General features: G+C 41.8%; 9 protein-coding genes. 8 read left to right on the forward strand and 1 reads right to left on the reverse strand.

Annotation, left to right across the window (positions count from 1 at the left end; all coding sequences use genetic code 11):
- Window positions 1-28: 28 nt before the first annotated feature.
- Complete coding sequence (locus tag A8805_RS14400; RefSeq protein ID WP_109712366.1) at window positions 29-1,102, reverse strand: LacI family DNA-binding transcriptional regulator; 1,074 nt, start codon at window positions 1,100-1,102, stop codon at window positions 29-31.
- Window positions 1,103-1,718: 616 nt separating this feature from the next.
- On the opposite strand from A8805_RS14400, the gene A8805_RS14405 reads away from it, so the two are divergent.
- The 8 genes from A8805_RS14405 to A8805_RS14440 all read left to right on the forward strand — a co-directional run bounded on the left by A8805_RS14405 (window position 1,719) and on the right by A8805_RS14440 (window position 13,386).
- The gene (locus tag A8805_RS14405; RefSeq protein WP_109712368.1) at window positions 1,719-3,041 is read left to right on the forward strand and encodes a citrate transporter; all 1,323 of its coding nucleotides are present in this window, start codon (window positions 1,719-1,721) and stop codon (window positions 3,039-3,041) included.
- Window positions 3,042-3,209: 168 nt separating this feature from the next.
- Window positions 3,210-5,333: a hydantoinase/oxoprolinase family protein gene (locus A8805_RS14410; RefSeq protein WP_109712370.1), complete on the forward strand. Its 2,124-nt coding sequence runs from the start codon at window positions 3,210-3,212 to the stop codon at window positions 5,331-5,333.
- Between the two features lie 90 nt (window positions 5,334-5,423).
- The gene (locus tag A8805_RS14415; RefSeq protein ID WP_109712373.1) at window positions 5,424-6,110 is read left to right on the forward strand and encodes a hypothetical protein; all 687 of its coding nucleotides are present in this window, start codon (window positions 5,424-5,426) and stop codon (window positions 6,108-6,110) included.
- Window positions 6,095-6,679 carry a hypothetical protein gene (locus A8805_RS14420; RefSeq protein WP_109712375.1) on the forward strand — a complete coding sequence of 195 codons (585 nt, stop codon included), beginning with the start codon at window positions 6,095-6,097 and terminating at the stop codon, window positions 6,677-6,679. The genes A8805_RS14415 and A8805_RS14420 overlap by 16 nt, the downstream gene beginning before the upstream one ends.
- A gap of 552 nt (window positions 6,680-7,231) precedes the next feature.
- Window positions 7,232-8,182, forward strand: a complete 951-nt coding sequence (locus A8805_RS14425; RefSeq protein ID WP_109712377.1) for an AraC family transcriptional regulator — start codon at window positions 7,232-7,234, stop codon at window positions 8,180-8,182.
- 177 nt (window positions 8,183-8,359) lie between these two features.
- Window positions 8,360-10,186: an ABC transporter ATP-binding protein gene (locus A8805_RS14430; RefSeq protein ID WP_330405956.1), complete on the forward strand. Its 1,827-nt coding sequence runs from the start codon at window positions 8,360-8,362 to the stop codon at window positions 10,184-10,186.
- Window positions 10,179-11,915, forward strand: coding sequence for an ABC transporter ATP-binding protein (locus A8805_RS14435; protein ID WP_109712379.1), 1,737 nt, complete (start codon window positions 10,179-10,181; stop codon window positions 11,913-11,915). Before A8805_RS14430 ends, A8805_RS14435 begins: the two co-directional genes overlap by 8 nt.
- 109 nt (window positions 11,916-12,024) lie before the next feature.
- A complete protein-coding gene (locus tag A8805_RS14440; protein ID WP_109712381.1) occupies window positions 12,025-13,386 on the forward strand; it encodes a sodium-dependent transporter in 1,362 nt (453 codons plus the stop codon).
- Window positions 13,387-13,416: the final 30 nt, after the last annotated feature.

Here is a 13,416-nt window from a genome sequence, read left to right on the forward strand (position 1 = left end):
TCTTGATTTTATGCTGTATAAGGTAAGATTACTTATTTAGTGGAAAAACAGGTTTTCCGCCATGTAATGTACTGGGTCTGATAACTAAGGGGGCTTCGACGCCCTGTGTGACTTTGGGTTCATCCGGCTTCTCAAGGCGCCTGAGCAGCAATTCAGCGATAGAGTCTCCCAGTATATAAGTAGAGCACTCCAGAGTAGTCAGCCCAACGTCGATAAGTCCAGCCCAGCCAAGATTTGTTTCCCATCCCCACTCGTCATATCCGCAAAGGCCCACTTCATGGGGCATCTCAATACCTAAGGAGCGGATGGCCTTCGCCATATGCAGGAGAGTCACACCATTGCTGGCAATAATTGCAGGAGGGCCCTCAGCCTTCAGGCTTGCCTGCATCAGTGTATCTAACTGGCGTTTTAAATCCTCCGTATCCATGGAATCAATTTGATGGACATAGGAAGCAGGGTTTTCAACTCCCAGAGAAGTCAGTTTTTTAACAAAAGCATCCCGTCGCAGAAAACGGGGAGAAATTTGTTCATACGGCTGTACGAAAAAGTGAAGTGTACCATATCCCTGCTCCGCCAGATGCTCCATTGCGTTGTTAATAGGATGCTCGTTCTGAAAATAGACAATATCTAAGGTGTAATTATCAATAAACCTGTCCAGCAGTACAATCGGCATCCCTTTATTGGCTAAATCAATCAGCATGGGGTTGTTCCTGCTTGTAGTATTCACAATCAAACCGTCAATCTGCTGATTTACCAGGGAATTAAGATAGTGAACTTCCCGTTTGTAGCTGTTGTCACAATTAGCAGTAATAATGTTGTAGTCCATATTTAGAAAACAATCACCAATTCTTTTGATAACCGCAGAAGAAAAAGGTGACTCTATATCTGCGATCACCAGACCGATCAAAGTGCTTTTGTGGCTTTTTAAACTCCGCGCAATATTATTAGGCTGGTAGTTAGCAAGCTCAATAATGGAGCGGATGCGCTCCTTTGTCTGGGGTGACATATATTCAAATTTTCCGTTAAGATAGCGGGAAACTGTAGTTTTAGATACCTGGGCAGAGCGGGCAATATCTGCAATGGTAATATTTTTATCTGGCATATTGTTACCTCTTTTTCAATGAATTGTTAATGTTACATGTAGAGTTTTGTTATAATTACGAAACCGATAACTATATTTATACAATAAATTATAACTTTGTCAATTTATTTTTTCAAGCGATTTTAGCAAAATTAGAATTTAAAATAAAATAATTGGTGAAATAGATGAAATAGAAACCGATAAACTATGCAATTTATCTAAAATAGTTTTTGTTTATATTAAATATTGCACAAAAATATAATTCAAAAATTTGATAAAATGAATAAAAAATAAATTTTTTATAAAAAAGTATTGAGATTATTAAATAATGATTATATAATTCTGCTTAACAAGTGCAAGATAAATATTGATTTTGACGGAAATAAAGCGACAATATTTTATTGAAAATCAAATTAGACTTGTTTTTTTTGGAGGTCTTGTTAACCGGTACACATAAAGCGGACCGGATTAGGAGAGGGGGCATTTAAAGAACATATCTCATGAAAAACAAACTGGGAATCTATGGAGTATTTCAGGAAAGGAGGAGTGTGAACCGAACATTACATATTTAGTTATCTATATTACCAAATATCACCAAGATACATTATATCAACTATGATACAAGGAGGAATAAGAAATGAATACAATTATAGGTATCTTATTGCTTATAACATTTTTAATTTTTGCCGTATATGCAGCAAAAGGCGGAAACCTTATGATGGGGTTTTTTGTAATGGCTGTTCTCTGGGCAGGGCTTGGAGCAATTGCAGGGGTGACAGCCTGGAATGCAACCGAGGCTCAGGTAGCAGAAGGTATGATTGATATTAACAATGGTATTTTTGAGCAGGGACCTGAGCTTTGGGGTGCAACAGCGGCCGTGATTATTTTTGGTTCCTGGTTCGGCCGTATTCTTGTGGATACAGGCATTGCGCGTACTATTATCCGGACGGCCGTAGAACTTGGCGGAGATAAAACGTCGATTACCTGTATTTTACTTTCTATTGTAACTGCTTTAATCTTTACTTCCGCATATGGAGCTGGCTCCGTCGTTGCTATCGGTGTTATCGTATTCCCGATTCTTTTATCTCTGGGAATATCCAAGCACTTAGCTACTGCATCCTTCCTTATGAGTGTAGGTGCAGGACTTTACCTGAATAATGGCTGGCTGTCACAGGTAAATGCATTGATTCCTGACTTTGACATTTCCTCTACAACATGGAAAACGTTTGGCTTTATCGGCTTCGGTGTTCAGATGGTAATGCTGTTAATTATGATTCTTGTGAATTCCAAAGCAGATAAAAAACACGCATGGGCAGCAACAAGCGGAGAATTAAACGATGGGAAGAAAATAAACCCGCTGGCTATGATTACACCGCTTATTCCTGTTATTTTGTCTATTTTCTTTGGCTTTAAACCAATTCCGGCAATTTTGGTTGCGGTCCTCTGGGCGCTGGTATTTACAGGAAACATTAAAAAATGGAATGAAACAGGTTCTCTCGTGCAGAAAACCTTCCATGATGGTGTTGCTGACGTAGCTTTAGTATTTGCATTTCTCTTTTTCCTGCAAATGTTCCTGCGTGCGGCGAAAGTTTGTGCACCTTTGATTTCCCCAATTTTGGAACCTGTAATGCCTTCTAACCTGTTACTGTTGTTTATTATATTTGGAGTGTTCTCTGTACTTGCATTATTCCGCGGCCCGCTGACTGTATGGGGAGCCGGAGCGGCAACTTTAGCAATGTTTCAGTCACTGGGCGGAAATTACACATCACAGGTTTTATTCCCGCTGTTTATGGTTCCTACTACAACGGTCAATGGTTCTATCTGTCCGACACAGTCATGGTGTTTGTGGGCGATAGGTTACACAAAAACCGGATTGAAGGAATACTTTAAGTGCTGCCTGGTATGGTGCTTGATTACGGCGTTTATTCTTGAGATAATCGCATACTTTATGTTTGTATAGTCCTGGAAATAAGTTATTCTTGTAATTCAATGCCCTCGTTTGCAGAACGGCAGAGCAAGCAGGGGCTGCCATATAAGTAAATCAGAAGTTTAGCTATAAACGAAAGCAACTGGTGAGGATGCTGCATGCTGCAGCATCCCCGCTAAGATGAAAGAGGGAAGTGGAAACATGGGAAAAGAAATTAGAGTAGGAATTGATGTAGGAGGAACACATACAAAAGCAGTAGCAATCGATAATGCTACTCATGAAATTGTAGGGCAAAGCGTCGTTATGACGAGTCATGATCATCCATTAGGTGTAGCTGCTGGTGTTATTGAGTGTTTTGAGAATTGTTTGACTAAGAATAATATCGCACCGGAGGATGTTGTTTTTATTGCGCATTCCACAACACAGGCTACAAATGCCTTGCTGGAAGGTGACGTTGCAAAGATTGGGATTCTTGGAATCGGTCCTGGGGGATTATCGGGTTTAATGTCCAAGAGACAATCTAATATATCCAATATAGATTTGGGAACCGGCAGAGAAATTGAAACCTGCCACACTTATTTAAAACAGAAAAGATTAGATAAAGCTTTGGTAGGGCAGGGAATCTCTCAGCTCGTGAATGAGGGGGCCCAGGTTATCGTTGCTTCCCAGGCATTTGGGGTAGATTCTAACCGGGAGGAAGAAATGGTCAGGGAAGAAGCAGAGGAAAAGGGAATGATGGTATCGGTTGCCTCTGATATTTCAAAGCTGTACGGACTTACAAGCCGCACCAGAACTGCTGCAATCAATGGTTCCATTCTTCCTAAAATGATGAACACAGCTAATTCCACCGAAAATGCAGTAAACCAGGCCGGAATCAAAGTTCCTCTTATGATTATGAGAGGAGACGGCGGTGTTATGGACATCTCAGAAATGAAGAAGCGTCCGGTACTGACCATGCTTTCCGGCCCTGCGGCTTCGGTTATAGGTGCTTTGATGTATCTGAGGGCGTCAAACGGTATTTACTTTGAGGTGGGAGGTACTTCTACGAATATAGGTGTCATCAAAAACGGGCGTCCTGCTGTTGAGTATTCTGTAGTAGGCGGCCACAGGACTTATGTTAACTCCCTGGATGTTACCGTATTAGGTGTGGCCGGAGGTTCTATGGTTCGGGCTGCGGAACACAAGCTGGTGGATGTGGGACCAAGAAGTGCTCATATCGGAGGTATGGAGTATGCAGTTTACACTCCCCTGGAAGAAATCGAGGATCCTCAGCTTGAGTTTTTCTCACCCAAAAAGGGCGATGTTTCTGATTATGTATGCATACGCCTGAAAAGTGGAAAACGTGTTACGATTACAAACTCCTGTGCCGCAAATATTCTTGGTTATGTAAAAGAAACAGACTACAGCTATGGTAATGTAGAGTCTGCAAAAAAATGTATGAAGCCTCTGGCGGACTATCTTAATGTATCTGTGGAGGAGTGCGCCCGTCAGATACTGCAGAAGGCATTTGAGAAAATTGAGCCTGTGATTACCGGATTTGCGGAGAAATATAAAATCGAGCATGACCAGATTTCTCTGGTTGGCGTAGGCGGAGGTGCATCCTCACTCCTGCCGTTCACAGCCGAAAAGATGGATTTGAATTATTCTATTCCTCAGTATGCGGAAGTCATTTCTTCTATTGGAGTAGCACTGGCTATGGTTCGTGATGTGGTGGAACGTGTGGTTCCTAATCCAACAAGTGAGGATATTTCGGATATCAAAAAGGAAGCAAAAACTTTAGCGATTAAGAATGGAGCTACCCCGGAATCCATAGAGGTCCAGATTGAAGTTGACCCCCAGACAAGTAAGGTTACGGCGATTGCCTTAGGTTCCACAGAGGTTCAGACAACAGACTTATTAAAGGAATGTGATGAAACGGAAGCACGGGAATTAGCAGCCGCATCCATGAATCTGCCCGAGGATGCTCTTGAGTGTACAGTGGAGAATGAAATTTTTTATGTTTTTGAGGCAGATAAGAATGAGAAGCATCAGGTCCGGCTGCTGGATAAGAAAGGTTTCATCCGGGTACAGCGCGGTGATGCACAAGCTGTAAAAGTAAAAGCGGCAGACTGGGAAACAGCTGTTGATGCCATGTGGAAGGATATGTTAGTATATAAGGCAGAAATGGAGCGCACGCCAGACTTATATCTGTGTATTGAAGGCAAGGTTCTGGACTATGCCAATACAGTAAGCCTGGAGCAGTTAAAGATTATTATGGGTACGGAATTCGTAGGGGTGTCTCCCGACGAGGAGGTCATTTTACTTGGCGCCCGCAGTGAAGTTTAAGCGAATCGAGGAAGCAGCGGAGCGGATTGCAAATATCCGATTTGACACGTATTGAATTTGACACGTATTGAATCAGAATGGGGGAAAGTTATGCTGAAGGAGATGGTCACAACCTTGATGGGGCTGCCGGATGGTGTGTGGGATAGTTATGCTTTTGGAAGAGAGCCTTTAAATGGACGTCTGACAGATGAAAGCAGGAGAAGTTTTGCCGGACTGGCCCACCAGACAGGATGTGTTCAGGCCAGAGAAACAAGAGCGGCATACCCCCAATTAACGGTGGAAGAAATCATACAAAAGCTGGATATTGATTTGAATATTAAAAAAAGCCAGGATGACGGTAATTATATTATGTTTGCCTGTTATACAGAACCAAATCATATTTTAGTTTATAAAAAACCAATTCAGCAGACCGCTGAGCTTTTGCGCCAAAAAGGCTGTGGGAACCTGATTTCTGGTAAACAGATGCAGGAGATACTTCTGGCTCACGAGTTATTTCATTGGTATGAATACCAAAAGGCCGATTTACCAACCAATCAAAAGGTCCTTAGTCTGTGGAAAATAGGACCGCTGGAAAATAAAAGCCGCCTGGTGAGCCTGGGAGAAATTGCGGCTATGGCATTTGCAAAGGAAATGCTGGCATTATCCTATTCCCCATATATTCTGGATGTTTTGCTGCTGCTTACGGTGAATCTGGGGCTTGCAAGGGAATTGTATAATACGGTTCTGGGCCTGGCTGGGCTTCCGAAATGTCCGGATGAAGCATGGGAAGAGTTTTGAAAGCTGGAAATGGGGTAGATAAGATGGGATTTATTATTGGAATTTTATATATCATAATTGTGGCAGCAACAGTTGTAATTACATTACGGAAGAAAAATATAAAAATCGAGGGAGAAGAATTCTGCATACGTGAAAGTAGAATAACTGCCTTTTTAGGCATAGCTCTTTGGATTGAGGGCGGAGTAATTGCATATTATTCAATTACGGTTCCTGAAAGATTATTTTTAAATAACAATTCCATGGTTAATGTCTGTATATTTATGGTGGCAAGTGTGCTGTTAGGCTCAGGAATGATGTTGTATACCTTTGTGAAGCGTATTGTGTTTACTCAAAATGAGTTGATTTTAGTAAACCTGTTGGGCGAATTGACTAGAATCGGATGGAATAATATTCGGGGTGTTTCCCGGACAAATGGCAAAAGACTAGCTTTCCAGGATAAAGATAAAACCAGAATTGTAGTTGGCGGAAACCGCAAGATGATGAAAAAAGCTCTCAAAACAATTCATATAAAGGTTCCTAAATATGTGGATAGTACAGAAATACAAAAGCTGGAGACTGCATTAAGATAAAAATAACTGACATTGTTTATGTCTGTTCTGCAAAGACCGGGGAAATTTAAGGAGGATTTGTCAGGGACAAAGCAGCGGCAGTTTGAATTGAAACAGCAAAAGAAGAAAGAGAAACACCGGGGCAGGTAATATCTGCTCCGGTGTTTTGTTACGGGATATCATAACAGTAGTACCATAAATAATAAAAGGAAAAACCTTCTTTCAGGCCACCCGGGTAATCTTCTCAAGTCTCCATGCCGCTGCTGCTGATACAATAATACCGATGGCAAACACAATAAGAAGGGCCAGAGAAGAATTATATTCTGTAGGGAGTCTGTAAGCCAGCCCGTAATAACATATGCGGCGCTATAAACAAGATACCCTTGAGAATAGGAGGCACAAAGGAATTCTTTGACAAAGCTGATGAGTTAAAGTATGATGTAAACAAGAGTTAGAAGATACTAACTGATGTTGCTTTTATCTATACTGTGGAAGCCTAAGGAGTTTTCAGAACAAGTTGTAAGAGATATATTTTCTATGGGTTGTGGGGAATGTGTGGAGGTGTAAGGGTAAATGAGAGTCAGACAGTATGCTGATTTGACCCAGTTTGGGTTTAGATTATCTGATAAAGGTGTGAATTGGAAAGAATATAAATCTAAGGAAGAGGGGGAACCCTTATGTACAAAATCTTATAAAATAATGCCGGGTGTTGAGGTTTACTATAATGACTACTGTACTTTTAAGCGTTTTTCCGGGAAAATGCAGATGTGTGATTTCTTTCAGCTTGCATACAGTCATTCCGGGATCTATGAGAGCCGTATCAATTCCTGCCGGACCCTGAGGCTTTCGGCGGGAGAAGTTATGCTTATAACAAATGTGGTTCAATCCTATGATTCTTGTATGCCGCTTGGATTTTACACAGGTTTTAACGTGATGTTTTATCCGGAGCTTTTTGCCTCAGATACAGAAGACTTTTTTTCACACTTTTCTTTAAATATAATACAGTTGTTTAAACAGTTAATGAGTGGGAAATCCGTCACTGTTTTTTCTTGCTGCCCGCATATGCTCCCGGTAATGGAGTCTCTTTTTCAGGCATGCAGAGAGGGCAATATTCCACATATGAAACTGCGCCTTTTGGAAGTTCTGATGGAGGTGTCAGCATATCAGAGATCCATAGACAACCATTATCAATATATTTCTAATAAAAGCTTTCAGGTAATCCAGTCTGTAAAAGAATATATTGAACAAGATATGACGAAACATATTACAATTAAGGAATTATCTGAGATTTTCGGCATTTCCCAAACCAGTTTAAAGGATAATTTTAAAGCGGTATATGGCTATGCGCCCTATGAGTACTTAAAGAGGTTTCGTATGAATTATGCGGCGAGACTCCTCAAGACTACATCTTTATCTGTGGCGGACATAAGTACGCAGATTGGGTATGAAAATTCCAGTAAATTTTCTTCTGCCTTTAGTAATGTTTATGGCGTGGCCCCTCTTTCCTATAGAAAATCTGGATAAAGAGGATTTGTTTAGACGTTAGAGAAAATCTGGCTAATTGGGAAGATCCGGCTAAATGGAGTTGCGCCAGCCGGATTTTTTTGCTACCATGAGTTAGCTGAAACTAACCAAAAAGAGAGCAGGAAGAGATGCAATGAGGGAAAGTGAAGCCATTATTTATGAAAGGAGGCGCAAGCCTTGTCTGAAGAAAAGAAAAAAACTCAGAAGCCTTCGGGACTGAGGAGGATGCTGCAATTGGCAGGAACAAAAAAAGGATTGATTATTCCGTCTGTGATTTTGTCGGCACTTGCTTCTGTAGCATCTTTTGTACCTTATTTATGTATTTATTTTATTATCGTTGAAATTACAAAAGTTTACCCACATTTTGACGCTGAGCACTCTGCGGCAATTATCCGGTGGGGGTGGATTGCCTTCGGGGGAGTAGCGGCAAATGTTGTACTGTATTTTGCTGCTCTAGTACTTTCCCATCTGGCGGCATTTGGAACCTTATATGAGCTGAAGATTCATTTCACTTCCTACCTTGCACGTCTGCCTCTGGGTTTCCATTTAAATTATGGAAGCGGTAAGCTGCGCAAGATTACAGATGAAAACATTGAAAAAGTGGAAGGATTTATTGCACACCAGCTGCCCGATCTGGTGGCAGCTCTTGTAGCCCCGGTAGTGATGATTATTATATTATTTCTGGTAGACTGGAGATTTGGACTGGTATCTCTGATAGGAATCGTGCTTGCTTTTATTATAGAAATGATAGGATATGGCGGGGCGGAAGCAAAAAATATGATGAGTAACTACCAAAGTGCATTGGAAGATATGAACAATGCTTCTGTAGAGTATGTCCGGGGCATTACTGTGGTAAAAGCATTCCGCCAGACTGTGTATTCTTTTAACAGGCTGCACCAGTCTATTAAGAATTACACCAGTTTTGTGATTCCATATACGTTAAGCTGGGAAAATATAATGTCTTTATATACCACCATTGTTAATAACATTTATCTTTTCCTGATTCCGGCAGCTATATTAATTGGAATGAGGACCCCGCAAGAGACATATGGGGCGTTTGCTTCCACAGTTATTTTCTATCTGTTATTTGTCCCCTCCGTTTCCTCGGTGATGTTAAAGGTAATGTACAGCGCCACCAACTGTATGCAGATTGGCTCCTGTGTGGACCGGATGGATGAGGTTTTTGGTAAGGTTCCCCTTCCGGAACCAAAGCAGCCGAAAGCTGCAAAGGGAGGAGATGTAGTATTTAATCAGGTGTCCTTCTCCTACGATGAAAGCCAGGATGTGAAAGCACTGAAAGAGGTAAGTTTTACCGCGGCAAAAGAAAGTGTAACTGCAGTTGTAGGTCCTTCCGGCGGAGGAAAGTCAACCATTGCCCACCTCATCCCCAGGTTTTATGATGTGGCATCAGGAAGTATTTCCATTGGTGGTGCAGATATACGGGATTTAAAGATTGAAGACTTGATGTCTGTTGTCAGCTTTGTGTTTCAGGATGTATTTTTGTTCAAACAGACGTTGAAAGAAAACATCCGTATCGGCCGCCCTGATGCTACTGACGAGGAAGTGATTGCGGCAGCAAAAGCAGCCCAGTGCCATGAATTTATTTCTGCCCTTCCCAATGGATACGATACCGTATACGGTCGGGACGGTATTTACTTGTCAGGGGGAGAACAGCAGAGAGTCGCCATTGCCAGGGCCATTGTGAAAAATGCTCCTGTTCTTGTACTGGATGAAGCAACTGCATTTTCCGACCCGGAGAATGAACATTTGATTCAAAAAGCACTCCACGCTCTGATGGCAGACAAGACTGTAATTATGATTGCACACCGCCTGTCAACTATCCGCAGTGCAGATAAAATTTTAGTGATGGATGCGGGAGAGCTGATTGAACAGGGAACTCATGAAGAGCTGCTAGCAGAAAATGGAAAATATAGAGCCATGTGGGATACCTATACACAGGCCCTGTCCTGGAAAATGACAAAGGAGGTGGAGGTCCATGCCTAAATTACAGGAAATGCTTCAATTGAGTGAGAAAGGATACATAGATTTGAAAAAGGCGGTCAGGGCATGTACCTTGACGAACCTTTCTATGATGCTGCCTTTTGCTGTAACAATCCAGATATTTATTATACTGCTGAAACCCATTCTTGGAGAGACCATAGAGTGGAATCAGATGTGGATACTTTTTGGGGCAGGAATTGTATGCTTTTTACTTGTATTTCTTGCCAATAAAAATGATTATAAAAAGACATATATTACTTCTTATATGGAAGCAGAAAATACCCGTGTCGGGGTAGCCGAGCGAATCCGCAGGCTTCCCATGAGTTTCTTTAACTCAAAGGATTTATCGGAGCTGACCACGAACCTGATTGGAGACTGCAGCACGCTGGAGCATGTGCTCAGCCATGTGGTGCCTCAGCTGCTTGCCAATGCAATTTCGTCTGTATTGATTTGTATCTGCCTTGCATTCTTTGACTGGAGGATGGCGCTTTCTGTATTTTGTACAATTCCTCTTTCCTTTGCTATCATTTTTTTCAGCCGTAAAATCCAGGAGAGGTTAAGTGCCCGGCAGATAGATGCGAAGCTGAAGGCTTCCGAGCAGGTACAGGAGTATATTGAAGGAATGAAGGTTATCAAATCCTGCAATATGGCTGGAGAAAAGTCAAAGGAATTAAATTCCGCCCTTCTTTATATGAAGAAGATGGCGATTAAAATGGAAATGCTCACCGGCATATTTGTAACAGGAGCGCAGCTAATTCTGCAGGCAGGAGTGGGAATTACAGTTTTTGTAGGGGCTCAGCTGCTGACAGGAGGGGAGATTAAACTAATACCTCTGTTAATGTTCTATTTAATTGTGGTGAGAATCTACGGTCCCATTTTAACGGAGCTGACGCTTTTACCTGAGCTGTTTCACTCCCTTCAGTCTATGAAACGGATGAAGGCCCTGAAAGAGGCCGAAACACAGCAGGGGAGCCAGGATACAAAAATCCCGGACAGCCGGATTGTCTTTGACCATGTAAGTTTTGGATACAATGACAAGGAAGTGCTGCATGATGTCAGCTTTACCATTATGGAAAAGGGAATTACGGCACTTGTAGGCCCTTCCGGCAGCGGAAAAAGTACGGCAGCAAAGCTGGCGGCCCGCTTCTGGGACATAAACAAAGGAACGATTACCCTTGGAGGCGTGGATATCAGCACTCTTGACCCGGAATATCTGATGGGCCATATGTCTTATGTATTTCAGGATGTGGTGCTGTTTAACGATACGGTATACAATAATATTAAAATCGGTAATATGGATGCATCCGACGAGGAAGTTATGGCAGCGGCAAAGGCGGCCTGCTGTGATGAATTTGTAGAGAAGATGCCCCAGGGGTATAATACTATGCTGGGAGAGAACGGAAGTACTATCTCAGGAGGAGAGCGCCAGAGAATTTCAATTGCCAGGGCATTGCTGAAAAATGCGCCGGTTATCTTGCTGGATGAAGCTACGGCATCTCTTGACCCGGAAAATGAAGTGCTGATTCAGCAGGCTATTTCCCGCCTGATTGCAGATAAGACGGTTCTGGTCATTGCTCACAGGCTCCGTACCGTAGCAGGTGCAGATAAAATTATTGTGCTGGATAAGGGAACCGTTGCAGAGGAAGGAAAACATGAAGAACTGATAAACAAAAAAGGGCTGTATGAAAAGCTGTACTCCTTGCAGCAGGCCAGTATGGAGTGGTCTGTCTAAAGGCTCACTACCATTCTACTGTTGAAAAGTACCATTGAGTAGGTTATAATAAACAAATATTTTGAAACCTAAAGATGTCTCAAAAAAACTAAAGGAATGGAGTTTATTTATGAGTAAAAAAGAACATCCTCAATGGAAATCAAGATTTGGTTACATTATGGTAGCGGCGGGGGCTGCAATTGGTCTGGGTAATATCTGGCGGTTCCCGTATCTTGCCTATGCTGGCGGGGGCGGTATATTTATTTTGCTTTACTTGATATTGGCCGTTATTATGGGGCACCCAATGGTGGAAATGGAATCTGCCATAGGAAGATATGGAAGAGGAAATGTAGCGGCATCCTTTGGTGCCGTAAATAAAAAGTACAGCTTTATAGGTATCATTGCAATCGTTTGTACGGTATTGATAGATATCTACTATGTGGTAGTAAGTGGCTGGGTGTTAAAATATACAGTAGCTTATGTGTCAGGAGCCGATTTCGGAGTAGATACGAAAAAATATTTTGATGGTTTTGTATCATCATCTGTGGAACCGATTGTATATACAGCTATTGTTGTTATTATTACGGCTTTCCTGTTGTTTTTTGGAATTACCAATCTGGTAGAAAAGGTAACGAAGTTTATCATGCCAGCCTTGTTTATTCTACTTATTATCTGCGGGATTTGGGCTATATTCTCTACAGAAGGTGCGGTTGAAGGACTAAAATATTATTTACTTCCTGATTTCAGCAAGCTAAGTGTTAAGGTGTTTGCTGATGCCGCTACACAAATCTTATTCTCAGTCGGTATCGGATGGGGAATCTTTATTACCCTCGGTGCGAGTCTTCCGAAAGAAAACAACATAAAAAAAGATGCTATGTGGATTACTCTCTGTGATACTTCAGTGGCCCTGATTGCGGGCTTTGTGATTATCCCTTCTGCTTTTGGTGCCGGAGTAGACGTTGCAAGTGGCCCTTCACTTATTTTTGTTGTGATGACACAGATTTTTGATAATCTTCCGGGCGGCCGGATTATTGGCTTGTGCTTCTTTATAGCGATTGTTTTTGCTGTATTTTCTACTCTATTTACTATTTTTGAAATCCCGGTAAAATGGGTGGAGGAAAGATTTAAGATGAAGCACAAGGTTGCAACGGTAGTTGTTTCAGGTATTATATTTTTAGCAAGCATTTTTGTATCCCTTGGTTTTGGCGTGCTAAAAGACTTTACACTCCCCTGGATTGATGCCAACGGCCTTGCAGCGTATAACCTGTACGACTGGCTGGATACGGCTACAGCATATGTATTACTGCCTCTTGGCTGTATTTTAACCTGCTTTTATGTTGTAAGAGTCTGGGGAATAGATGCTTATGAAAAAGAGTTGTCTGCCGGTGGCATAAAGGTAAAACTGTCTGCTTTCCACAGGATGTTGGCAAGAATTGTAATTCCTGTTTTAATGATTATTGTAATCTTGAATTGTTTTGGCTTCATACGTTAAAATTTTCTTAACTAAAGTAGACATACAAAT

Source organism: Faecalicatena contorta (assembly GCF_003149105.1).
GTDB classification, from domain to species: Bacteria; Bacillota; Clostridia; order Lachnospirales; family Lachnospiraceae; genus Muricomes; species Muricomes contortus_C.

Coding starts and splice junctions, on each gene's coding strand:
- A8805_RS14400 (WP_109712366.1), bottom strand. CDS start 1,102: ATGCCAGATAAAAATATTACCATTGCAGATATTGCCCGCTCTGCCCAG.
- A8805_RS14405 (WP_109712368.1), top strand. CDS start 1,719: ATGAATACAATTATAGGTATCTTATTGCTTATAACATTTTTAATTTTT.
- A8805_RS14410 (WP_109712370.1), top strand. CDS start 3,210: ATGGGAAAAGAAATTAGAGTAGGAATTGATGTAGGAGGAACACATACA.
- A8805_RS14415 (WP_109712373.1), top strand. CDS start 5,424: ATGCTGAAGGAGATGGTCACAACCTTGATGGGGCTGCCGGATGGTGTG.
- A8805_RS14420 (WP_109712375.1), top strand. CDS start 6,095: ATGGGAAGAGTTTTGAAAGCTGGAAATGGGGTAGATAAGATGGGATTT.
- A8805_RS14425 (WP_109712377.1), top strand. CDS start 7,232: ATGAGAGTCAGACAGTATGCTGATTTGACCCAGTTTGGGTTTAGATTA.
- A8805_RS14435 (WP_109712379.1), top strand. CDS start 10,179: ATGCCTAAATTACAGGAAATGCTTCAATTGAGTGAGAAAGGATACATA.
- A8805_RS14440 (WP_109712381.1), top strand. CDS start 12,025: ATGAGTAAAAAAGAACATCCTCAATGGAAATCAAGATTTGGTTACATT.